The following is a 21732-nucleotide window of genomic DNA, read 5'->3' on the forward strand; positions in this document are numbered from 1 at the left end:
ACAAAGCTATGAGTCAATGCCAACACTGTGGCTCGACGAGATCGGTGCCGACGACCTATCGCGGGTCGGCGGCAAGGCAGCGTCCCTCGGCGAACTGACCGCGGCGGGCCTCCCGGTCCCCTCGGCGTTCGTCGTCACCGCCGACACGTATCGGTCGTTCATCGAGACGACCGACATCGACGAAGAACTGTTCGAAGCCGTCGACGTCGACAGCGACGACTCGGCGGCACTGGCCGAAGCGGCCGAGCATGCACAGGAACTCATCTTGGAGACCGAGGCCCCGCCCTCGGTCAAAGAGGACCTGCTGGCGGCCTACGACGAGATGGGCGACGCCGACGTGGCGGTTCGCTCCTCGGCGACCGCGGAGGACCTCCCCGATGCCTCCTTCGCCGGCCAGCAGGACACCTACCTCAACGTCTCGCGGGCCGACCTCCTCCGGCGAGTCAAGGAGTGCTGGGCGTCGCTGTTCACCCAGCGGGCCATCTACTACCGCAACGAGCAGGGGTTCGACGACGCCACGGTGGATATCGCCGTCGTCGTCCAACAGATGGTCAACGCCGAGAAGTCCGGTGTCATGTTCACGAGTCACCCCTCGACCGGCGCGCCGACGGCCATCCTCGAAGCCGCGTGGGGACTGGGCGAAGCCGTCGTCTCCGGGGCCGTCTCGCCGGACAACTACGTGGTTGACCGCGAGAGCGAGGAGATAGACGAGGTCACCGTCGCCGACAAGAAGGTGATGTGTGTCCGCGGCGAGGACGGCGAGACCGTCGAGCGCTCGGTCCCCGAGGAGAAGCGAAACGAGCGCGTGCTCTCGCCCGAGGAGATTCACCGCCTCATCGAGGTCGGCGAGCGAGTCGAGGAGCACTACGGCACGCCACAGGACGTAGAGTGGGCCATCTTCGAAGACGAGGTGTATCTCCTGCAGTCCCGGCCTATCACGACCATCGACGAAGCGGTCGAGGGTGAGGAAGCGGATGCAGGCGCGGCCAGCGCCGGTGAGGGCGGTAAGGCCTCGGGCGTCGCCGACGGCGGGGCGATGCAGAGCCAGACCGACGACGTGCGCCTCACCGGCATCGGGTCCAGTCCCGGGAAAGCCACCGGAGAGGTCCGCATCGTCTCGAAACTGGACAACCTCGACAAAGTCGAGGAGGGCGACATCATCGTCACGGAGATGACGACCCCCGACATGGTGCCGGCGATGAAACGCGCGGCTGGCATCGTCACCGACCAGGGCGGGATGACGAGTCACGCGGCCATCGTCTCGCGCGAGCTGGGCGTCCCCGCAGTGGTCGGCGCGGACGACGCGAGCGAGCGACTCCGCGACGGCCAAATCGTCACCATCGACGGCGACATGGGCACCGTCGAGCAGGGGACCGAAATCGCCGAGACGGAGGAGTCGACGGCAGACGCGGAACCCGAGCCGGCGGCCGCCGAACCGTCCCAGCAACGCTCGCCGGTCAAACCGATGACCGGGACCGAGGTGAAGGTCAACGTCTCCATCCCCGAGGCGGCCGAACGCGCTGCCGCGACGGGCGCGGACGGCGTCGGCTTGCTCCGCATCGAGCACATGATTCTCTCGACGAACAAGACGCCGGCCCGCTACGTCGAAGACCACGGCGAACGCGCCTACGTCGACGAGATCGTCGAGGGCGTCCGCAGCGTCGCCGAGGCGTTCTATCCCCGGCCGGTACGGGTACGTACACTCGACGCCCCCTCCGACGAGTTCCGGCAGTTACAGGGCGGCGAGGACGAACCCAGCGAGCACAACCCGATGCTCGGCTATCGGGGCATCCGCCGGTCGCTCGACCGCCCCGGCGAGTTCAAACTCGAACTCCGTGCGTTCGAGCGCCTCTACGAACTCGGCTACGACAACGTCGAGTTGATGCTGCCGCTCGTGACCGACGCCGAGGACGTCTTGCGGGCGAAGTCGCTGATGCAGGAGGTCGGCATCGACCCCGAGAAGCGCGACTGGGGCGTCATGGTCGAGACACCTGCGAGCGCGCTCTGCATCGAAGACCTCTGTGAGACGGGACTGGACTTCGTCTCCTTCGGGACGAACGACCTCACGCAGTACACCCTCGCCGTCGACCGCAACAACGGCAACGTCGCCGGTCGGTTCGACGAACTCCACCCGGCCGTGTTGGACCTCATCGGGCAGGTCATCGGCACCTGCCGCGATTACGATGTGGCGACGAGCATCTGCGGACAGGCGGCCTCGAAACCCGAGATGGTCCAGTTCCTCGTCGACGAGGGCGTCACCTCCATCTCCGCGAACATCGACGCCGTGCGCGACGTCCAACACGAGGTCAAGCGCGTCGAACAGCGCCTCCTGTTAGAATCGGTACGCTGAGAGCCGCTCCCCTCTTTTTTGTCGAAGCCGCTACAGTTCGCTGTCCGGCACGACGACAACTTTTCCGAAGCCCTCGCGCTCCTCGATGAGCCGGTGGGCCTCGGCGATGTCGCTCATCGGGAGCGTCTCGCGGATGCGCGGCTCGAAGGTCCCGTCCCACACCAGTTCGAGCGCCTCCTCCGCTTGTCCGGGGGTAGCCATCGTCGACCCGATGACGTGCAGTTGGTTCCAGAAGATGCGGTTGAGGTCCGTCTCCGGTCTGCCGCCGGTCGTCGCTCCGCAGGTGACGACCCGGCCGCCCTTCACGAGGCTCTTGAGCGAATCTTGCCACGTCTGTGCGCCGATGTGGTCGACGACCATGTCGACGCCGCGGCCGCCGGTCAGCGACCGAATCTCGCTCGCGAAGTCGTCCACTTCGTAGTTTATCGTGTGGTCGGCCCCGAGTTCCTCGGCGTAAGTGAGCTTCTCGTCGGTGCTCGCGGTTGCGAACACCTCAGCACCGGCTTCGGCGGCCACCTGCACCGCCGCGTGCCCGACCCCGCCCGACGCTCCGAGGACGAGGGCCGACTCGCCGACCTGTAACTCGCCGCGGTCGCGGAGCATCCGCCAGGCGGTCTGGAACACGAGCGGCGCGGCGGCGGCCGTCTCCCAGTCCACCCCCTCGGGGACGGGCGCGAGGTTCGCCTCGGGAATCGCGGCAAACTCGCTGTGGACGCCGCGGACGTGTTCGCCGATGATGTGGAAGTCGGGGGCCAGCGTCTGGTCGCCCTTGCGGCTGAACTCGTCGTCGCCGCCGCTCTTGCCAGCCAGTAGCGCCACTCGGTCGCCGGGTTCGAACCGCGTGATGGCCTCGCCCACTTCCGTGACCACTCCGGCCCCGTCGCTCCCCGGGATATGTGGCATGTCGAGGTCGATACCCGGCAGGCCGCGTCGGGTGTGAATGTCGAGGTGGTTCAGCGAGGCCGCTTTGATGTCGACCAGCACCTCCTGTGGGCCACACTCCGGGTCCGGGAACTCGCCATATTCGAGTACATCTCTGTCGCCGTGGGCATCGAACTGGACTGCTTGCATCGTCTACTGCATCGAGACAGGACCATAACAGTCTATCGTGATGGTTTGTTGCGTGGGTCGAGTTCAGCAGCCAAGCGTCGCCCGTACACTACGCTTTTGATCGCCGATTGCTACTCCCGGTATGGAACGACCCTCCGCTCCGGAGGCGAAGAGCATCAGCGAGGGAGTGTCGTACCTCCCCTTCGGCACGCTCTCGGACCTGGAACGCACCCGGGGAGTTCGGCCTCTCGCAGGGACGAATCGTCGCGTTCCTGCTTGGCCTACGTGAGGCGGTCGTTACTGGGGAAACATCGCCTTCGTCAAACTCCACCGACCCGCCGCCGAGGTTCGCAAAGACGACCTCGTCCACGGGCTGCTCCACGGGAGCGTCTACTTCTACTCGAACGACAAGGGGTTCGAGACGTACCGAACGATGCGGGTCGGCTCCGTCGGTGGTGCGCTCGATACAGAGCGCCAGACGGTCTTCGAGTCCATCGTCGGGCCGACTGGGTTCCGAGCGAAGGCAACGAAGAAGAGCGGCCCCTCGAACTGGTGAGACCGAGCCGTCACCGATTCGCGGCCGGTGTGACGCTGAACCGAACAAAACGGCTAAACCGCTCGCCGCCGTGGACACCTATAGAATGCTCCAGCGGGCCGAGCCACAGGATTTCGACCGCGTCCTCTCCTCGATGTGCACCGCTCCACATCCCGCAGCCCGCGAGGCGGCCGAACGGTTCCTCGCCACGAATCCCGGCGACCCCGGAACCTACGAGACCGTCGCCGAACTCGAAGCCGAGGCCGTCGAGTACCTCGGTGAGTTAACCGGTCTCACTGACCCCGCCGGATACGTCGCTTCCGGGGGGACAGAGGCGAACATACAGGCCATCCGCATCGCCCGCAACCGCGCCGACACCGACGACCCGAACGTCGTCGCGCCGGTCCACGCCCACTTCTCGTTTACCAAGGCCGCGGACGTACTGGGCGTCGAGCTGCGCACCGCGCCCGCCGAGGACTACCGGGTGAACCCCGAAGCGATGGCACAGCTGATCGACGACGACACCGTCTGCGTGGTCGGCGTCGCCGGGTCGACGGAGTACGGATACGTCGACCCGATTCCCGCCATCGCCAAGTTGGCCCGCGAGACCGGCGCGCTCTGTCACGTCGACGCGGCGTGGGGCGGCTTCTACCTCCCGTTTACCGACCACGCGTGGCATTTCGGCCACGCCGACGTGGACACGATGACTATCGACCCCCACAAGGTCGGACAGGCGGCGGTCCCCGCAGGTGGCCTCCTCGCCCGCGACGAGACACTCCTGGACGAGTTAGCCGTCGAGACGCCCTACCTCGAATCGACGAGCCAACTGACGCTTACCGGGACGCGCTCGGGGGCGGGCGTCGCCTCGGCCGTCGCCGCGATGGAGGCGCTGTGGCCCGCTGGTTACCGTGAGCAGTACGAGTGCTCAATGGACAACGCCCGCTGGCTGGCCGACCAGTTGCGCGCCCGCGGTCACGACGTGGTCGATCCCGAACTCCCCCTCGTGGCGGCGGACCTCTCGGTGCCGATGACCGACGAGTTGCGAGACCGCGGCTGGCGCGTCTCGAAGACAGGTGCCGGCGAGATGCGCGTCGTCTGTATGCCCCACGTCACGCGGTCGATGCTCCGCTCCTTTGTCGCCGATTTGGACTGGTACTGACCGTTGGAGAACGCGGAGAGCATACCGCGCCGAAGGCGCGGTTTCACCCACGTTTTTCAAGGAGTGGTGCCCGCAGGGCCGAAGGCCCGAGGACACCTGGCGAAGAAAAACGTGGATACCAACATTTAGGTCGCCCTACCGGGTAGGGGGGGACGTGGACCCGGTCGCTTCGCTCCCGACGATGGTGGCGTTCCTCGGCGAGTGCGGTACGGCAGGCGGTGCGCTCGGCCCCTTAGAGGAAGCCGTCTGTACCGCCACGGGACCGACGGGACTGGGCATCATCGCCATCTATTCATTTCTCATCGCGTTCATTCTCCCGCTCCCCAGCGAAGTCGTCCTCGTCCCAGCCGAGACGCTCCGGTTGGGGCTCTCGACGACGGGGAACCTCGCGGCCATCATCGTCGCCAGCGCGTTCGGCAAGGCCATCGGCAGTCTCTTCGCGTTCCACATCGGGCAGGAAGCGAAGGAGTACGGCCCGCTGGTCCAGCGAATCAAGAACTCGCGGTTCGACCTCATCGAGTGGTCCGAGAAGAAGACGATCAAGATCGCACAGGAGTACGGCTACGTTGGCCTGGCACTGGCGCTCTGCGTGCCTTTTTTCCCCGATACACTTTCGATCTACGCCTTCACCGTCCTCGAAGAGGACTACCTGCGCTTCGGCGCGGCGACGTTCGTCGGCAGTGCCGGTCGGCTCCTCGTGACGCTGGGCCTCGCGGGCGGCACGCTGGCGTTGCTGTAGAAAACCAACCTCCTTTTGACCCGTCGGTTGCTCACAGAGAGGTATGAGCCACGACGAGTTTCCAACGGACCGTCCGGCGGTGGTGACCTGCGGGTTGCCCTACGCGAACGGCGACCTGCACGTCGGCCACCTGCGGACCTACGTGGACGGTGACGCCCTCTCACGGGCGCTACGACGCATCGGCCAACAGACCGCCTTCGTCTGTGGGTCCGACATGCACGGGACGCCCGTCGCCGTCAACGCCGCCGAGGAAGGCGTCGAACCGCGCGAGTTCGCCCTGCGCTATCACGAGGCGTACGCCGAGACGTTCCCGCAGTTCAACGTCGAGTTCGACAACTACGGCCACACCGACGACGAGACGAACACCGAACTCACACAGGAGTTCGTCCGCTCGTGGGTCGAAAACGACCACGTCTTCGAGAAGGAGATCGAGGTCGCGTGGGACACCGAGCAGGACCAACCGCTCCCTGACCGCTTCGTCGAGGGGACCTGTCCCTACTGCGGCGAGCAGGCCCGCGGCGACGAGTGCGACGAGGGCTGTCAACGTCACCTCGAACCCGGCGAAATCGAGGACCCGGTCAGCACCATCACGGGTAACCCGGCCGAGTATCGCACTCGCGAGCACAAGTTCCTGCGCCTCTCGGACTTCCAGGAGTACCTACAGGGCTTTCTCGATCGCGTGGAGGGCACCGACAACGCGAAGAACCAGCCCCGCGAGTGGATCGAAGGCGAGCTGCAGGACCTCTGTATCACGCGGGATATGGACTGGGGCATCGATTACCCCGGTGACGAGGGTGAGACCGAGGACCTCGTGCTGTACGTCTGGGTGGACGCTCCCATCGAGTACGTCGCCTCCACGAAGCAGTACACAGAGCGCGTGGGCGCGGACACCTACGACTGGGAAGACGTCTGGAAACTCGACGGCGAGGCGCGCCACGGCACCGACTGGGACGAGTCGTGGACCGACGATGGTGGCGAGATAATCCACGTCATCGGCCGCGACATCATCCAGCACCACGCCGTCTTCTGGCCGTCGATGCTGCGCGGCGCGGGCTACAACGAACCCCGTTCGATTCTCGCCACCGGGTTCGTCGGCATCGACGGGAACGCGCTCTCGACATCGCGCAACCGCGCGGTGTGGGCCGACGAGTACCTCGATGCAGGCTTCCACCCCGACCTGTTTCGCTACTACATCGCCACCGGCGCGGGCTTAGAGACCGACGTGGACTTCTCCTGGGACCGCTTCCAGGAGCGGGTCAACGGCGAACTCGTGGGCAACGTCGGCAATTTCATCTACCGGTCGTTGTTGTTCGCCGAGCGCAACTACGGCGGGACGCCCGAGGCGGACGTCAGCGACGACGTGCGCGAACGTATCGAGGAGTCACTCGACGAGTTCGAGGAAGCGGTACGGGCGTACGACGTCCGCACGCTGGCGGAGGTCGCCACGGACCTCTCGAACTACGGCAACGAGTACATCCAGCGCAACGAGCCGTGGAACCTCGTCGACGACGACCCCGACCGCGCGGAGCAGGTCATTCGCGACTGCGTGCAACTGGCGAAGGCCGTCGCCGTCGTGATGCAACCCGTCTTGCCCGGCAAGGCAGAGCGCCTGTGGGGCCAACTCAGCGAGGAGGGCTCCGTCGCAGACGTATCGCTCGACACCGCGCTTGAAGCGCCGCCCGCGTCCTTCGAGGAACCTGAAGAACTGTTCACACAGGTTGAGGACGACCACATCGAGGACCTCAACGAAGAGCTACAGGAGCGAATCGAGGAGGCGAGCGAAGAGAGCGAGGACGGTAACGAGGAAGCTGCCGACGCGGACGACGACGACGACGAAGCCGCGACCGCCGACCTCGAACCGCTGGTCGAGGAGCGCATCGGCTTCGAGGACTTCGAGGGCATCGACATGCGCGTCGGCGAAATCGTCTCGGCGGAGCCGGTCCCCGACGCGGACAAGCTCCTTCGCCTCGAAGTGGACATCGGCCACGAGGTCCGGCAGGTCGTCGCCGGCCTCGCCCAACTCCACGAGATAGACGACCTGCCCGGCACGCGCGTCATCCTGCTCGCCAACATGGAGAAAGCCGATTTGTTCGGCATCGAGTCGAACGGGATGGTGCTGGCCGCTGGTGACGAAGCGGACCTGCTGACCACCCACGAGGACGCCCCGCTGGGAACGCGAGTGCAGTAGGGCAGCCAGCCACGGCGTGTGGCCTGCACCGCTGCTCGAAACCTCTCGCTCACTCTCTGCTAGTCCAGCGGAGAGTGAGACGAAAGACAGCCTGTCTGAAACGGACGAACTCACTCTCTTCTGCGAACGGAGAGATGACTACAAGCGAAGGGATCGTCTATTCTTCCTCGCTCTCACTACTCGCCGATACTGAGTCGCTCTTGATGTGAAGGTACTGGAGTGCCTCGCGGATGTTGTAATCTTTCGAGGCTATGTCGTCGGCGTTCAGCGCCGTCTCCAGCCGGTCGATTGCCACCTCGCGTCCACTGCCGGCAGTCACGCGCGATCACCGCTGACTCCACCGCTGAACTCCCACGTCCGTTCGATGGCCGATTGGCGGTGACGGAGTGCGGTGGCGATACGCCCGTTACAGTCGAAGAAGGCGTCAGCCGGTACGTTGCAGTCGTTCATCGTAGAGAGTCGGCGTCACTCGGTTGTTCCGTCTCATATACGGTTGGCCTCCTGTGCATCAACGGAGCAAACGTGCATCAATTACGACGCTCACACGTACCGTTGTTCAAATACCCGCGGCCCGGTAGCAACTACTCGGTTTCGGGTTCGGAAACGATCAGCCCGGACTGAATCATCGTCTCACAGCCCCGTCGAATCCGCTGTGAGGCCGCATTGGCCGAGATATCCAACGCTTCGCCGACCTCTTGGACGGAGGCTGTACGTGGAATCGTGAAATACCCTTCCTGAACTGCCGCTACGAGCGCCTCGTGCTGTTCCGCCGTCAGACCGAACTCGCGGTGGCGCGGTTCGGACGGCGAAGCGAGGTGCGTCACTTCGAACTCGTGGCCGGTGTCTTGGAAATGGCGTTGGAACGACGAGACCATGCCTTCGTCGGCGAATCGCAATCGGAGGTGCCACTGGTCGTCACGCGCCGTCGCTTCCGTAATCGCCGCGTGGTGGTCTATCATGTCGTGAACGAGTTCCTGGAAGTCCTCGCTCCACTCGAGTCGGTACAGTACCACGTCGTCCGCCTCGTCCACGAGGTCGGCTGAAGTGACCGTCGGATCGCCTTCGAGCGCCTGCGAGAAACGCTCGAAATTACCGCCTCTCGCCCAGAGAAACGGGAAGACTTCCCGCGGACTGTGTGATGCCAGACGGTCGGACTCGATAGTCATCTCCGGGGCCGTTGCCAGCGCCTCTTCCAGCGCGAACGCGGCGGTGGGAATCGTAAACTCACCAACGACGCTCATACATCGTCTGGACGACGATGGCGGATAAGTTCGATGGCAGCGATAGACGGGAATATTTACGACGGCGCGCCGGACCGAGCGGACCGTCCCCGCCGCGGTCTTACTGCAACCAGACGCTAGCGAAGGCGTCGAAGAACTCCGTCCCGGTGTCGACGACGACGTGGTCAGCGCCGAGTTCGGTCACGCGGTTCGAGACGGTGTCGACGTGGGCGTCGAGACGCTCTCGATAGCTCTCGGCGAGCGATCCGCTGAAGTACGACCGTCGGGTCTCCTCGGACTCGGGGTCGGCAAAGAGCGCATCGCCGACCGCTGGCGGGTCGAGTTCGTCGGGAGCGACCACCTGCACCAGCAACACGTCGACGTCCTTGCGGGCGAGGGCGGCGACGCCGGTCGCGATCTCTTCGGGGTCGGTCAGGCAGTCACTCAACAGCACCACCAGCGACCGCGAGCCGATCTGTCCGGCGTAGTCGGCCAGCGCACTCTCGAAGTCGGCTTCGCCGTCGGGCGACATCTCGTTGAGCTGGTCGATGAGCGCGAACAGCTCACCGCGGTTCGACCGGGCGGCGTCCAGCCGGTCCGCTCGCTCGCGGAACGTCCCGAACTGGAACTGGTTGTTCTCCTCGGCGGTGAGGTAGGCGACGCCCAGACCGAGTCTGGCGGCGGCCTCGAACTTGTGGGTATCACCGTCGCCGAAGTCCATCGACGCGCTGGCGTCGACGAGGACGTGGACGGTGAGGCTCCGCTCGGCCTCGAACTGCTTGATGAAGTACTCCTCCGTGCGAGCGAACAGTTTCCAGTCGATGAGCCGCGTGTCGTCGCCCGGCGAGTACCGGCGGTAGTCGCTGAAGGTCAGCCCCTCACCGATGCGGGGCGAGCGCTGGTCGCCCTGCCGGAGCGCGGTCGATTCGCGGTTCAGCGCCGCGTCGAACCGGGCGAGCTCGTCGAGGAAGTCCGGCTCGATGGTCATTCCGCGAGGAGGTCAGCGACGGCGTCGTCCGTGGTGCGGCCCTCGCGTTCGGCCCGGAAATCCAAGACGATGCGGTGGCGGAGGACGGGCGCGGCCAGCGCCTCGATGTCCTCGCTCGCGACGTGCGAGCGGCCCCGCAGGAAGGCGCGAGCCTTCGAGGCGAGGACGAGCGCCATGCTCGCCCGCGGGCTCGCGCCGTAGTCGATCTCGTCGGCATCGCGGGTCCGCTGGACCAGCCGGACGACGCGGTCGCGGATGTCGTCGGCGATGGGGACCTCGCGGACGAACTCCTGTGCCGCCCGAATCTCCTCGCGCGCGAGAACGCGTTCGACGGGGACCTGTTTCGCGCCGCTAGTGAACATGTCGACGATACGGCTCTCCTCGTCGAAGTCGGGATACTCGACGAGCAGCTTCATCATGAAGCGGTCGGTCTGGGCCTCCGGTAGCGTGTAGGTCCCCGACTGGTCGATGGGGTTCTGCGTGGCGAGGATGAAGAAGGGGCTCGGCAACTGGTAGGTCTCGCCCGCGGCGGTCACCTGCTTCTCCTGCATCGCTTCGAGCAGCGCTGCCTGAGTCTTCGGCGTCGCGCGGTTGATCTCGTCGGCCAGCACGACGTTGGCGAACACCGGCCCCTTCTCGAAGACGAAGTCCCGACCGGTCTCGCTCTCGCGGATGATCTCGGTGCCGGTGATGTCCGATGGCATCAGGTCGGGCGTGTTCTGGATGCGTGAGAACTGGAGGTCTGTCACCTCGGCGACGGTGCGGACCATCGTGGTCTTCCCGAGGCCAGGATTCGACTCCAGCAGGGCGTTGCCGTCCGCGAGGATGCAGACGAGCAGTTGTTCGAGCACGTCGGACTGGCCGACGATGCGCTTCCCTATCTGGTCGCGGGCGATACTGATCTTCTCCTGAAGGTCGTCGATGTCGTACTCTGTCATTGGTCGTCCTCTTTCTCCTCGCGGATGCGGAGGTTGTACTCGCGGATGAGCGCCGCGTCCTCGATCTCCTCTGAACCGGCGAACCCAGCCTGCTGGCTGTCGATACCGCTGCCGTCGCCGCCGCCACTCGGCCCCGACGACGGGAACTGCTCGCTCTGTTCGACCGCTTCGTCGCCGCCCGTCGAGTCGACCTGCGCGGTCAGGTTGTCGTCGCCGGCCGAGACGTTCTCGCTGTCGCCGAGGACGGCATCGGCGTCTTCCAGTCCAGTGTAGTTCCGCGACTGGTTGGCGGGACCGCTGGCCGCCGGGTCCTCGGGGCCGCCGCCCAGCAGCGCCAGGTCGACGGCCGCCACCTGCAGCGTCGCGATGCTCAACAGCACGACGACGACGACGGTGCCGGCCACCCGACGGAGGTCGACGAGGGCAACCCCGGAACTCTCCTGGAGCCGGTCGAGGACGTCCTCGTAGAGGCGGGCGGCCATCCGCGAGTTGGCGTCGGCGGCGACGGCGTCGCGGGCGGTCCGCAGCGCCTCGGCGACCGGTGGATTGGCCGCTTCGAAGCGCTCGATTAGCGGCTGGCGGACCCGGAGCCACACCTCGACGACGAACGCGACCGCGCCGACGACGACGCCGATAAGCGCCGCGACCGGCAGCGTCGCGGCGGTCAGCGACCGACCCAGCGCGTCGCCGACCGGGTCGAGGACGGCCGACGGAACTGCGACTTGACTGGGAAGCCCGGGCGGAGAGAGCACCGAGAGCGCCAGATTGACGACGAGGAACAGCAGCGTCGCGTCCACGATAGCGTAGACGATTGCAGCCTTCCAACCCTCCCGGCGGACCTCGCGGAGCGCGCGCTTCATCCGCTCGCGCGACGCGCCGGTTGCCGACTGCGTCTCAGTGTTAGTGTTCTCAGACACGGTTAATACCCCTCACAAGCCGGCTTCTCGGCGTTCTCTTCCTGGCTACAGAGCGTTTCGAGGTCGCTCTCCATCTCGGCGTTCTCCGATTCCAGCGTCTCGACCCGCTGTTCGAGTTCGGTGACGTCCGCTTCGAGCGTCTCGATCTGGGCTTGGAGGTCCTCGACATCGTTCTGTAGCTGATTCCGTTCGCTACGGAGCGTCTCGACGTCGCTTTCGAGGTCGGCGACCTCCGCTTCGAGTTGGTCCCGCTCTTCGCGGAGATTGCTGATCTCCTCGTCCAGTTCGCGGTTCGTCGACTGGAGTTCGTCGACCTGCTGTTCTCGTTCGCGCAGTTCGGCCCGCGTCTCGGCGAGTTGCGATTCGGTCGCGTTCAATTGCTTGCCCGTCCGGTCGAGTTCGCTCGCCACCTGATCGACGTCCTGCGTTCGCGTGTTGAGCGTGTTGCGCAGTTCCTGGAGTTGCGTCCGGTTCTCCTGTAAGTTGGACCGCGTCGTCTCCAGTTCGGACTGGAGCGCCGAGTTCTTCTCCTGCAGTCGGTCGTTCTGTGCCTGCAGGTCGCTGGTCGCGTCCTGGTAAAACACCGTCGCGCCAGCCGTCCCGGCGATGGAGAGGACGATGAGCACGAGCAACCCGAGGTTCAGCCGTCGGCCGATGGCGCTCATGGGAGACCACTCTCCAGCGTGGTGCGGCCGCGATACACCTGGACGCGCCGGCCGACGACCTCCGCGAGGAACACGAGCAACGCGGCGAGCAGCGTGAGCCACCCCCACGAATCGCGGACGGTTCGGACCCGCGTCGACTGCTGTCGGGCGAGGCGGGCGATGGCCGCCCCGTCGTCGGGAGCGAAGGTCTGGCCGCCGGTCGCTTCGACGACCGATTCGAGCTGCTGTGAGCGGCCGAACGCGCCGTACTCGGGGGGGTAGTTCGCGGCGTACTCGGTGCCGAGGACGTCGTGGTAGCCGACTTCTTGAGGCGTGAACGTTCCCTCGTAGATGTTCTCGCTCACCTGCCGGACGGTGACGTCCTCGGACGACGGCCGATTCTCGCCGCGGTAGGTGAGTGTCGCCTCGCGGCCGACACGGGCGTCACTGACGGCCGTGACGCCCGTGGAGGTCCGAGCCGGGTCGCCAACGGCATAGTTGACCGACTTCGTCACGGCCAGCGAATCGGGCTTTCGGAGCAGGTCACCGAGCGTTCCGTCGTCGTCGTAGGCGGTGATGGAGACGACGCGGCCGAGGCCGAAGCGCCACGAGGCGATGGCCGGTTCGCCGTCGGCGGTGGCGATCTGGAAGTCCGCGCCGGACTTGACCGCCACGCGGTTGGCCTGCCCGGGGTTGGCGGTCAGCGTGACGCCGGAGGTGATGAACGTATCCGGCGTGACGATCGTGAGATTCTGCCCTTCGTACCGCCTGGAGCTTCCACCGAACAGCAGCCGAAGGCGGTTGGTCTCGCTCGCTGAGAAGTACGACCCACCGGACTCGCTGGCGATGCGCTTCATCTTCGGCTCGTTGACCCGCTTTGCGGCACCGACGCCGATGATGCGAGTCCCCTCGCGGCCGAGTTGGTTGGCGACGGCCGAAGGCGGGCCGAGGTAGTCGTTCCCGTCGCTCAGCAGGATGATTGTCCCCTCCTCGTCGCCTAAGAGTTCGTCGGCCCCCTGCAGGCCGACGGCGATGTCAGTCGCACCGCCACTTTGCAGTCGGCGGATGCGGTCGGCGATGGCCTCGCGGTTGCCGCCGAGTTGCTGGAGTTCCGCCACGCGGAAGGCGCGGTAGTTGAACGCGACGACGCCGACCTTGTTCTCGTCGCTCAGTTGCTCTAAGACGTCGAGTGCGACTGCTTTCTGGACACCCAGTCCCTCCTTCGAACTGCCGGAGACGTCGATGGCGAGGACGATGTTCGCTGTCCCACCGGTGGCGTTGCCGACTCTGACCGGCAGCATAGAGGCCACTGGCGACTCCTCGTAGCCGCCGTTGTCGTAGGCGTTGTCGCCGCCGACCGTCACCAGGCCGCCGCCGTCGATGACGTGTTCCTGGAGCGCGCTGACGTTGCCGAGTCGGTTTGCCGGCCGGTCCTGGACGACGACTGCCGAGTAGTTGTCGAGGTCGCCGGGGACCGTCTCGGCTTCGGTCACGTCGTAGAGATCGGAGAGATAGTCACCGAGCGGATAGTCGCCGCCCGAGACGTAGAGCAGGTCAGGCTTCTCGACGACGCGGACGCTCCGGTAGTACACGTCGTTGACGTCGTAGACGTCCTCGCCCTCGACGCGGGCAGTCATCCGGTGTGTCCCGGTTTCGTTGAAGGACTGACTGACGGTGAACGACTCGCCCGCCGCGACCGACTCGGTGGCGACCGTCTCGCCGTCGACGCTCACCGTCACCGTCGCGGGCGCGGACTGCTCGACGGCCCCGAGCGAGACGGTGAACTCGGTCGGCAGGCCGGCGCTGATCGTCTGCGGGCCAGCGATGCTGACGGCGCGTTCCGTCTCCGTCGGCGAGATGCCCACGCTACTGACCGTCGCGTTCAGCGCGCGAGCCTCCTCGGCCGCCGCCGAGAGCGACCGCCCGTCGGTCACTTGCCCGTCCGAGAGCACGACTACGGTTCCGTTCTCCTGGAGGTTCGCGGCGATGCCGTCGCCGAGTCGGGAGTCGTTCCCGCTGCCGACGGTCGCCTTCGTCACCGGCACCCCCTCGGCCTCGACATCGCTGACGAGCGAGTCGGTCGTATTAGGGTAGACGGCCATGCTCGCCGATTCGTCGGCCAGTAGCGTCACGCTCGGCTCGCCCGCCGTCTCTCGGGTCTGGACAGTGTATGGCCCCATCGCGGCGACGACGAGGAGGACGACCACGAGCACGCGACTCCCGAACAACAGTCGGCGGCTCCGTGCCGAGGCCGACCGCGAGCCGTAGTCGCCCCAGACGACGACGTACGCCAGGAGGGCGACGGCGACCGGGAGGACCGCCAGCGGCCAGAGGTGCTCGACGCCGACCCGCAGGCCGTCGGCGAGGGTGTACGACACCATCAGAGGTCACCCCGCCGGCCGAGGTAGCCGATCTCGGCGAGCGCCACCACCAGCGCCCCGATGGCGGCGTACTCGGTGAGCGGTTTCGGCACGGTCCGGCGCTCCTCTCGTGTGAGGTTCCCGGCGGCGCCCTCGCGGGTTTCGAGCGTTTCGACGGCGACGTCCGATTCTCGTTCGTCGAGCAGCGAGGCGCTCACCGTGTGCTCGCCGCTCGTGTAGAACCCCGCCCGCTGGAGAGTCACGCTCGGCCCGGCGACGGTGCCGTCGGGGCCGTCGACGCTGTCGCCGTCGAACTGCGCTCGCTCGCCGGTCTCGTAGTTCAGCGCCGGAAGCGGCGCTCGGTCGGCCAGCGAGAAGACGGTGCGTTTCCAGAACACGGGGTACTGGTAGTTGTACTTGAAACTCGACCGGTCTTCGATGTAGCCGTAGTACATGAGTTGGCCGCCGTTGCGGTCGGCGGTTGCGATGAGTGGCGTCCCGTCGGCGAGTTCGACCAGCGCCTGGCCGTCCTTGAGCGAGCCGCCGACGTACTCGTCAGGTGGTTGGAAATCGATACCGCGCGTGAGAGTCGTCTGCCTCGTCTGGCCGATTGTCGACCCGGCCCGAACGTCTTCCGGGGCGAGCAACAGCAGGTCCCCGTACTTCTGTGGCATCTCAGGCTGTGCCTGGATGGCGACGCCGCCGCCGTCGGCGATGACGTCGCGGCCCGCCTCGACGTTCCCGGCCAGTAGCGAGCCGGGGTCGACATTGCTGTAGATGATGACGTCGTATCCGTCCTCGACAGTCGTCGGCGGACTGTCGACGGTGAGGTCCACCTGGTCGACCACCGAGAGCGCCGTCGTCAGGTAGCGGTTGCGGTCGTTGGTCAACACCAGCACGTCCACGGTCGGGTCCTCGGGGGCCGCGACGGCGACGCTGTCGTCTACGGGGAAGTCGTCACCGGGCGAGAGACGGACCCGGCTCCGTCCGGCGGGGACCGGTAGTGTGACGGTCGCGACGTCGCCCGCACCGAGGTCGACCTGTGCGCTCTCCTCGCCGAGTGAGACCGTTCGCGTCACGGGTTCGTCACCGTAGTTCTTCACCGAGACGGTCACCTCCGACCCGGAGAACCGCCGTTCGACGATACCAACGTTCGATCGGCCGCCGCCCTCGAACTGCCGGAGGTCGACGCTGAGGCCGCGTCCGCGGGCGGTCGTGACAGTGTCGGCCCACGCGTCGCCAGCGAAGTCACTCAACACGACGATACGGGCGTTCTCGCCAGCGAGCGCGGTCGCCTGCGAGATGGCCGACCGGAGATCGCCGGGGCTGTCCGTCACCGTCAACCCGTCCAGTGTCGACTCGACCTCGCTGGGCGGGCCGCGCTGGAGGACGACCTGTCCGCCGCCGGACGTGGTGACGACGGACGTGGTCCCGGTCACCTCCTCACGGGCGGCCGCGACCGCCCGGTCGAATCGGGTCCCCGACCCGTCGGCCGTCGCCATGCTGGCGCTCGTATCCACGACGAGCACTGTCTCTTCGACGGTCGCACGCTCGGAGACGGGGACGTACGGCGACGCCAGACCGACCGCGAGGAGGAGGATGACGACCAGTTGCACGAGGAGGAGAACGCTCCGCGAGAGCCGTTCTAACAGCGGACTCGTGGCCTGTTGGCGCTGTTCGCTCGCCAGAAACCGAAAGGTCGGCAACTCCAGCCGTTCCGGGTCGGGGCGAATGAGATACAGGACGATGATGGGGACCGCCGCGAGGAGGGCGGCGAGGCCGAGAGGGCTGAGAAATACGTCGGGGAGGGCCATCGATTCACTCAACTCCCACCAAGATTATCTCTCTTATGTTGGTTTTTCGTTCTTTCGAGACCAAAAGTGGGACCGGCGGGGCCGCGGTCGGGTGATCGAAAGGCTTGTCAACAAATCACAAGTGTGTCGCCGGTCACTTTTGTAGCCCGCCCACGTAGCGAGGAATATGCCAGCCGACGGGCGAGATGACGGTTCGGCCACCGAGGAGAGCGACGATTTCGTCGAGACGTACGAGTACGCCACGGAAGCCGACGTCATCCGCGTCGAGGAGGATGAACCCGAGGGGGGAGAGGAGGGAGCGGTTGCCGGGTCCTTCTCACCGGAGGGAGACGTAAAACCAGGGACGCCGGGCGCGGAGAACGCGGTATTTGTCGGGCTGGGAGTGTACGTCGCTATTCTCGCCCTGGGACAGATGTTCGCCGGGAGCGTCATCTACGCGCCCGCGACCCTCGCCGCGATTACGGCGACGGTCGCCATCGGAACGGCGCTCTGTTACGGTCTCTTCACCCGAACGGACCCCGACACTTAATCCTGCGGCCCCCCTACACCGAGACATGGCGTTTCCCCCGGTCGCCCTCGCTCTCGCGCCCGCACAGGTCGACCCACTGTTCAGTATGTCGCTCTCCCTGCTGTTGTTTCTGGCCGGTGCCGGGCTCATCGCCGCCGAAGCGTTCGCGCCGGGGACGCACTTTTTCGTTCTCGGCATCGCGCTGCTGACAGCCGGCCTGGTGGGACTGTTCATTCCGGCAAGCCTCGGGCTTCTCGCGCCGATAATCCTCACGGTGGTCGTCTTGCTGACGACGGCTGTGACGCTGTGGGGGTATCGCCAGCTCGATTTCGCTGGCGGCAGTCGCGGACAGACGCTGAGTTCGAGTTCGCTACAGGGACAGTTCGGTACCGTCACCGAGCGAGTCACCCGTAGCTCAGGCGAAGTGAAACTGGAGGACGGCGGCTTCAACCCCTACTATCAGGCCCGTTCTATCGACGGCGACATCGAGGAGGGGACCGAGGTGCTAGTCGTCGACCCCGGCGGCGGCAACGTCATCAAAGTCGAACCCGTCGGGAGTGCGGGCGACGATATCGACCGGGCGCTCGAACGCGACCGGTCGACTGCCGACGAGCGCGAACCCGACACACGCGAACCCGACACTGAGTCCGAGCGCGCCTGAAGAAGACGGCGTGCGATTCGTCAGTGTGTGACAGACACGCCAAAGGCTTTTCTTTCGTCGCTCCTGAGTTCCAATCGTTATGTTCCCCGCGTTACTACCGCTGCAAATCGGGGGAATCATCGGCTTCGTCACGGTGATTTTCCTCCTGTTAGCCATCGCGCTGGTGTACTCCAGCGTCGTGATCATCCGCCCGTACCAGAAGGGCGCGTACACCGTCCTCGGGACGTACCGGGGCATCCTCGATCAGGGGATTCACTTCATCTACCCCTTCGTCTCGGACGTGACCCGCTTCGACATGCGGACACAGACGCTCGACGTGCCACGACAGGAAGCCATCACGCGCGACAACTCGCCGGTCACCGCCGACGCCGTCGTCTACATCAAGGTGATGGACCCGAAGAAGGCCTTCCTCGAAGTCGACAACTACGAGCGCGCCGTCTCCAACCTCGCCCAGACCACCCTCCGTGCCGTCCTGGGCGACATGGAACTCGACGACACGCTGAACAAACGACAGGAGATCAACGCCCGCATCCGGAAGGAACTGGACGAACCCACCGACGAGTGGGGCGTCCGCGTCGAATCGGTGGAGGTCCGCGAGGTCAACCCCTCGAAGGACGTCCAGCAGGCTATGGAGCAACAGACCTCCGCAGAGCGGAAACGCCGTGCCATGATTCTGGAAGCGCAGGGTGAACGGCGCTCTGCCATCGAGACGGCCGAAGGTGACAAACAGTCCAACATCATCCGCGCACAGGGTGAAAAGCAGAGTCAGATCCTCGAAGCGCAGGGTGACGCCATCTCGACGGTTCTCCGTGCCAAGTCCGCCGAGTCGATGGGCGAACGCGCCGTCATCGACAAGGGGATGGAGACGCTGGGCGAGATGGGCAAATCCGAATCGACGACGTTCGTCCTCCCGCAGGAACTCACGTCGCTCGTGGGCCGCTACGGCAAGCATCTCTCTGGCAGCGACGTCAAGCAGAACGGTCACGTCCTCGATGCCCTGGACTTCGACGCCGAGACCCGGGAGATGCTCGGCTTAGACGACATCGAGGAGATTCTCGGCCAGATCGACGAAGAGGCCGAAGTCGACGTCGAAGCGATGGAAGAAGAGGCCCAAAAGATAAAACACGGCGAGGACTCGGGCGTCGACAGCGCCGACGAGGTCATCGAACAGATGGACGCCGATCTCGAGGGCGAAACGACGAAAACCGATGTCGCCGGCGGACCGGACGACACCGACGGCATCGACGATACGGACCAACAAGCGTAGCCGAAGACGTTTTGTAGCATTATCACTTCAACTGAGACATGACACGGGACGGCAGCGTCGACGAGGACAAGCGTGCGACGCTGCGTCGCTTCGCCGCCCTCGGCGCTGCCAGTCCCCTCGCCCGCTTTACTGACGATGGGAGCGACAGCGACGCTCCCGACGCCATCGCGGGCTACGTCTCCGCCCATCCGGGCGCACACTTCTCGAAACTTCGCGACGACCTGCAACTGGGCACCGGCGAGGCTCAGCACCACCTCCACCGGCTAGAGAAGGAGAACATCGTCGCCTCGCGCAAAGACGGCGACTACCGCCGGTACTTCCCGGCCGGACAGTTCTCGGAGTTCGAACAGGTCACGCTGGGGTATCTCCGCCGGGCAACGGCGCGCGGGATGCTCGTTGCGCTGCTGCGAGACCCCTCGATTACCGCTTCAGAACTGGCGAGTGTACTCGACGTTTCGCGGCCGACGATCAGCAACTACGCAGGTGATCTCGAAGCGGCGGGACTGCTCACGAGAGAGGGAAGCTACGCGATTACCGAACCGGAGACGATTCTGACGCTCATCGTGCGCTATGCCGACTCCTTCGGCGACGACGCTGCCGCACTGGCGAGCGAAGCGGATTCGCTGTTTCGCTACGATCCGTAGTCACAACTCGGACCGAGCGGAAACGAGAGAAGCGATGTGTGAAACGCTGGCAGCCGTGGTGCAACCGTCTCGACTCAGGCCTCGACCATCCACGTCGTTGAGGAGGAGTATCCCCACTTCTCGACGTCGAGTTCGTGGTCGCCGTTGGCGATCGCGGTCATGTTCGTCCCCACTTCCTTCGCGGAGAGACCGAGCTCCTCGCCGATAAGCCGCGATTTGAAGTACGTCTGCTCTCCGGCGTTGGCTTCAAGGTAGTCCAGGATGCGACGCTGTTTCTCCGAGAGTGGGCTGTCGGTCGCCTGTGCTGTCGCGCTCATTGCTGTACAACTCACTTACACAGAGAGTCTCTTATTGGGTTTGGTACAGTCGGTTAACGGCTCGCCGTCGTGCGATTTCACTCGCCCTATCCGATTTCCACGGCGGCTACCGGCCGTCTGCGACGCCGATTGGTACGGGGAGGAAACACGGGCACGTGGTCGCTACGAGGGCTATCTCACCCTCCAGCAGTTCTTTAGTAGTTGGCGGACATTACGGCGAACGGAGGTCTACCACATTGGAAATCTCGGACGAACTGCTGTGTCTGTTCAGTGCTACCGTTAGCGACGACGGGGAGCGATACACCGTCGAAATACCGCGCCGCGAAGTCGACACCGGAGCCATCGAGGCTGGGGGGACGTATCGGGTCGCGCTCATCTCTGCGGACGCCGAAAGCGAAGACCACGGGGACCGCGGTGAGGCGGAGACGCCGCCGGATCAGCCGCAGCCGCCGGTCGAACCGGGCGAGACGCGATACGTCGAGATCGAAGACATCGGCAAGCAGGGCGACGGCATCGCCCGCGTCGAGCGGGGCTACGTCATCATCGTCCCGGGCGCGGACATTGGCGAACGCGTCAAGATTGAGGTCACGGAAGTCAAATCGAACTTCGCCGTTGGCGAGATTATCGACGAAGAGGACTGATACGGCTGTTGTAGTTCAGCTCGGTATTTCGCTGTCAGGGGGTCAGCGACTACCGGACACAGCTACAACAGTCCGTATCGCTCACTCTCGGTCTATCGGCGTGCCGTCGGGGCGTTTCTGTCCTTCCGAGTCGTGGACGACGACGCCGTCGCGCTCCGTCGGTCGGTAGTTCTCGCGGACGCCGATGGCCTCTTCGAGTTCGCGCACCGCTCGCTCCTTGAGCGCCGCGGCCAGTTCCTCGGCGTCCGCCCGCGAGATGTTCCGTCCGAGCCCCTCGCACTCGTGGGCGCGGACCATCCCCGCTTCGTCCACCGCCTCGCCCATCGGTTGGCTGGTCCCACCCAGCGCGACGCTGAACGGGTAGGTCCGACAGATGAGCGGGCGATCCTCGTGGACCGTACAGGCTCCGATGCCGTCGTCCTCGGCGTAGAAGGTGCAGTCGCCGCAGTCGTCGGTCTGGAGCGCCCATTCGAAGGTCTCGCCCTGTGGGCCCTCGGGCGTCTCCTCGATACCGTAGGGCATCGGCCGGGCCACGTCGCGGAAGTCGTAGTCGCCTGCGCTCTGCAGTTCGCGTATCTCGTCGGGAAACACCGTCGCGGTGTGTGGTTCGGCGTCGGCGGCGTCGGATTCGCGGTCGTCGCCGTCCTCCTCGCCACACGCCGTCTCGCCGGCCTTACAGCAGGCTCCACAGCGGGTGCACTCGAATCCGATGGTCTCGACGGCGTCGGCCAGCGCTGACACGTCGAGGTCGCGGGCGCGTTCGAGTTCGGATTCGAGCGAGTCCATAGCTAC

22 protein-coding genes are annotated in these 21732 nt (G+C 65.6%); 10 read left to right on the plus strand and 12 right to left on the minus strand.

Annotated elements, in window-relative coordinates:
• The first annotated feature begins 16 nt into the window (after positions 1 to 16).
• Complete coding sequence (gene ppsA, locus E4S61_RS01230; RefSeq protein WP_135302087.1) at positions 17 to 2350, plus strand: phosphoenolpyruvate synthase; 2334 nt, start codon at positions 17 to 19, stop codon at positions 2348 to 2350.
• 30 nt (positions 2351 to 2380) lie between these two features.
• Here the strand turns inward: ppsA and E4S61_RS01235 are convergent, their stop codons facing one another.
• Positions 2381 to 3421 (minus strand): zinc-binding dehydrogenase, encoded by a 1041-nt coding sequence (locus E4S61_RS01235; protein ID WP_135302088.1) that lies wholly within the window; start codon positions 3419 to 3421, stop codon positions 2381 to 2383.
• Positions 3422 to 3833: 412 nt separating this feature from the next.
• On the opposite strand from E4S61_RS01235, the gene E4S61_RS26440 reads away from it, so the two are divergent.
• The 4 genes from E4S61_RS26440 to metG all read left to right on the plus strand — a co-directional run bounded on the left by E4S61_RS26440 (position 3834) and on the right by metG (position 8021).
• Positions 3834 to 3956, plus strand: a complete 123-nt coding sequence (locus tag E4S61_RS26440) for a hypothetical protein (RefSeq protein WP_280663039.1) — start codon at positions 3834 to 3836, stop codon at positions 3954 to 3956.
• A gap of 85 nt (positions 3957 to 4041) precedes the next feature.
• A complete protein-coding gene (gene mfnA / locus E4S61_RS01245) occupies positions 4042 to 5094 on the plus strand; it encodes a tyrosine decarboxylase MfnA (RefSeq protein WP_135302089.1) in 1053 nt (350 codons plus the stop codon).
• 181 nt (positions 5095 to 5275) lie between these two features.
• Complete coding sequence (locus E4S61_RS01250) at positions 5276 to 5833, plus strand: YqaA family protein (RefSeq protein WP_135303250.1); 558 nt, start codon at positions 5276 to 5278, stop codon at positions 5831 to 5833.
• A 43-nt stretch (positions 5834 to 5876) separates the two neighbouring features.
• Entirely contained in the window at positions 5877 to 8021 is a 2145-nt protein-coding gene (metG, locus tag E4S61_RS01255) for a methionine--tRNA ligase (protein ID WP_135302090.1), read from the plus strand.
• A 157-nt stretch (positions 8022 to 8178) separates the two neighbouring features.
• On the opposite strand, the gene E4S61_RS25135 is transcribed toward metG, so the two are convergent.
• The 9 genes from E4S61_RS25135 to E4S61_RS01290 all read right to left on the minus strand — a co-directional run bounded on the left by E4S61_RS25135 (position 8179) and on the right by E4S61_RS01290 (position 16902).
• Entirely contained in the window at positions 8179 to 8340 is a 162-nt protein-coding gene (locus E4S61_RS25135) for a hypothetical protein (protein ID WP_167768379.1), read from the minus strand.
• Complete coding sequence (locus tag E4S61_RS26445; protein WP_280663058.1) at positions 8337 to 8471, minus strand: hypothetical protein; 135 nt, start codon at positions 8469 to 8471, stop codon at positions 8337 to 8339. Before E4S61_RS26445 ends, E4S61_RS25135 begins: the two co-directional genes overlap by 4 nt.
• Before the next feature lie 131 nt (positions 8472 to 8602).
• Positions 8603 to 9262 (minus strand): helix-turn-helix domain-containing protein, encoded by a 660-nt coding sequence (locus E4S61_RS01260; protein ID WP_135302091.1) that lies wholly within the window; start codon positions 9260 to 9262, stop codon positions 8603 to 8605.
• A 100-nt stretch (positions 9263 to 9362) separates the two neighbouring features.
• A complete protein-coding gene (locus E4S61_RS01265; RefSeq protein ID WP_135302092.1) occupies positions 9363 to 10229 on the minus strand; it encodes a DUF58 domain-containing protein in 867 nt (288 codons plus the stop codon).
• Complete coding sequence (locus E4S61_RS01270; protein ID WP_135302093.1) at positions 10226 to 11167, minus strand: AAA family ATPase; 942 nt, start codon at positions 11165 to 11167, stop codon at positions 10226 to 10228. The genes E4S61_RS01265 and E4S61_RS01270 overlap by 4 nt, the downstream gene beginning before the upstream one ends.
• The gene (locus E4S61_RS01275) at positions 11164 to 12084 is read right to left on the minus strand and encodes a DUF7502 family protein (protein WP_135302094.1); all 921 of its coding nucleotides are present in this window, start codon (positions 12082 to 12084) and stop codon (positions 11164 to 11166) included. Before E4S61_RS01275 ends, E4S61_RS01270 begins: the two co-directional genes overlap by 4 nt.
• Before the next feature lie 2 nt (positions 12085 to 12086).
• Complete coding sequence (locus E4S61_RS01280; protein WP_135302095.1) at positions 12087 to 12749, minus strand: chromosome partitioning protein; 663 nt, start codon at positions 12747 to 12749, stop codon at positions 12087 to 12089.
• Positions 12746 to 15112: a VWA domain-containing protein gene (locus E4S61_RS01285; protein WP_135302096.1), complete on the minus strand. Its 2367-nt coding sequence runs from the start codon at positions 15110 to 15112 to the stop codon at positions 12746 to 12748. The genes E4S61_RS01280 and E4S61_RS01285 overlap by 4 nt, the downstream gene beginning before the upstream one ends.
• On the minus strand, positions 15109 to 16902 hold the full coding sequence (locus E4S61_RS01290; RefSeq protein WP_135302097.1) for a vWA domain-containing protein: 1794 nt from the start codon (positions 16900 to 16902) through the stop codon (positions 15109 to 15111). Before E4S61_RS01290 ends, E4S61_RS01285 begins: the two co-directional genes overlap by 4 nt.
• A gap of 166 nt (positions 16903 to 17068) precedes the next feature.
• On the opposite strand from E4S61_RS01290, the gene E4S61_RS01295 reads away from it, so the two are divergent.
• The 4 genes from E4S61_RS01295 (at position 17069) to E4S61_RS01310 (ending at position 19982) form a co-directional block, all read left to right on the plus strand.
• Positions 17069 to 17431, plus strand: coding sequence for a DUF7312 domain-containing protein (locus E4S61_RS01295; RefSeq protein WP_135302098.1), 363 nt, complete (start codon positions 17069 to 17071; stop codon positions 17429 to 17431).
• A gap of 25 nt (positions 17432 to 17456) precedes the next feature.
• Positions 17457 to 18071: an NfeD family protein gene (locus tag E4S61_RS01300; RefSeq protein ID WP_135302099.1), complete on the plus strand. Its 615-nt coding sequence runs from the start codon at positions 17457 to 17459 to the stop codon at positions 18069 to 18071.
• 79 nt (positions 18072 to 18150) lie between these two features.
• Positions 18151 to 19338, plus strand: a complete 1188-nt coding sequence (locus E4S61_RS01305; protein ID WP_135302100.1) for an SPFH domain-containing protein — start codon at positions 18151 to 18153, stop codon at positions 19336 to 19338.
• A gap of 38 nt (positions 19339 to 19376) precedes the next feature.
• Positions 19377 to 19982, plus strand: a complete 606-nt coding sequence (locus E4S61_RS01310; protein ID WP_135302101.1) for a winged helix-turn-helix transcriptional regulator — start codon at positions 19377 to 19379, stop codon at positions 19980 to 19982.
• Between the two features lie 74 nt (positions 19983 to 20056).
• Here E4S61_RS01310 and E4S61_RS01315 read toward each other — a convergent pair whose 3' ends face one another.
• Entirely contained in the window at positions 20057 to 20299 is a 243-nt protein-coding gene (locus E4S61_RS01315; RefSeq protein ID WP_135302102.1) for a DUF7123 family protein, read from the minus strand.
• Between the two features lie 236 nt (positions 20300 to 20535).
• Here E4S61_RS01315 and E4S61_RS01320 point away from each other — a divergent pair, with 236 nt between their 5' ends.
• A complete protein-coding gene (locus tag E4S61_RS01320; RefSeq protein WP_135302103.1) occupies positions 20536 to 20940 on the plus strand; it encodes a TRAM domain-containing protein in 405 nt (134 codons plus the stop codon).
• A gap of 81 nt (positions 20941 to 21021) precedes the next feature.
• Here the strand turns inward: E4S61_RS01320 and E4S61_RS01325 are convergent, their stop codons facing one another.
• A complete protein-coding gene (locus tag E4S61_RS01325; RefSeq protein WP_135302104.1) occupies positions 21022 to 21726 on the minus strand; it encodes a YkgJ family cysteine cluster protein in 705 nt (234 codons plus the stop codon).
• Positions 21727 to 21732 lie beyond the last annotated feature (6 nt).

Source organism: Haloarcula amylovorans (assembly GCF_004681185.1).
Lineage (GTDB): Archaea > Halobacteriota > Halobacteria > Halobacteriales > Haloarculaceae > Haloarcula > Haloarcula amylovorans.

What these genes read in the sequence shown, in the direction of transcription:
- E4S61_RS01300 (WP_135302099.1), top strand. Translation starts at nt 17,457, where the DNA reads ATGGCGTTTCCCCCGGTCGCCCTCGCTCTCGCGCCCGCACAGGTCGAC.
- E4S61_RS01260 (WP_135302091.1), bottom strand. Translation starts at nt 9,262, where the DNA reads ATGAGCGTCGTTGGTGAGTTTACGATTCCCACCGCCGCGTTCGCGCTG.
- mfnA (WP_135302089.1), top strand. Translation starts at nt 4,042, where the DNA reads ATGCTCCAGCGGGCCGAGCCACAGGATTTCGACCGCGTCCTCTCCTCG.
- E4S61_RS01325 (WP_135302104.1), bottom strand. Translation starts at nt 21,726, where the DNA reads ATGGACTCGCTCGAATCCGAACTCGAACGCGCCCGCGACCTCGACGTG.
- E4S61_RS26440 (WP_280663039.1), top strand. Translation starts at nt 3,834, where the DNA reads ATGCGGGTCGGCTCCGTCGGTGGTGCGCTCGATACAGAGCGCCAGACG.
- E4S61_RS01295 (WP_135302098.1), top strand. Translation starts at nt 17,069, where the DNA reads ATGCCAGCCGACGGGCGAGATGACGGTTCGGCCACCGAGGAGAGCGAC.
- metG (WP_135302090.1), top strand. Translation starts at nt 5,877, where the DNA reads ATGAGCCACGACGAGTTTCCAACGGACCGTCCGGCGGTGGTGACCTGC.
- ppsA (WP_135302087.1), top strand. Translation starts at nt 17, where the DNA reads ATGCCAACACTGTGGCTCGACGAGATCGGTGCCGACGACCTATCGCGG.
- E4S61_RS26445 (WP_280663058.1), bottom strand. Translation starts at nt 8,471, where the DNA reads ATGAACGACTGCAACGTACCGGCTGACGCCTTCTTCGACTGTAACGGG.
- E4S61_RS01315 (WP_135302102.1), bottom strand. Translation starts at nt 20,299, where the DNA reads ATGAGCGCGACAGCACAGGCGACCGACAGCCCACTCTCGGAGAAACAG.
- E4S61_RS01305 (WP_135302100.1), top strand. Translation starts at nt 18,151, where the DNA reads ATGTTCCCCGCGTTACTACCGCTGCAAATCGGGGGAATCATCGGCTTC.
- E4S61_RS01270 (WP_135302093.1), bottom strand. Translation starts at nt 11,167, where the DNA reads ATGACAGAGTACGACATCGACGACCTTCAGGAGAAGATCAGTATCGCC.
- E4S61_RS01265 (WP_135302092.1), bottom strand. Translation starts at nt 10,229, where the DNA reads ATGACCATCGAGCCGGACTTCCTCGACGAGCTCGCCCGGTTCGACGCG.
- E4S61_RS01280 (WP_135302095.1), bottom strand. Translation starts at nt 12,749, where the DNA reads ATGAGCGCCATCGGCCGACGGCTGAACCTCGGGTTGCTCGTGCTCATC.
- E4S61_RS01310 (WP_135302101.1), top strand. Translation starts at nt 19,377, where the DNA reads ATGACACGGGACGGCAGCGTCGACGAGGACAAGCGTGCGACGCTGCGT.
- E4S61_RS01235 (WP_135302088.1), bottom strand. Translation starts at nt 3,421, where the DNA reads ATGCAAGCAGTCCAGTTCGATGCCCACGGCGACAGAGATGTACTCGAA.
- E4S61_RS01290 (WP_135302097.1), bottom strand. Translation starts at nt 16,902, where the DNA reads ATGGCCCTCCCCGACGTATTTCTCAGCCCTCTCGGCCTCGCCGCCCTC.
- E4S61_RS01250 (WP_135303250.1), top strand. Translation starts at nt 5,276, where the DNA reads ATGGTGGCGTTCCTCGGCGAGTGCGGTACGGCAGGCGGTGCGCTCGGC.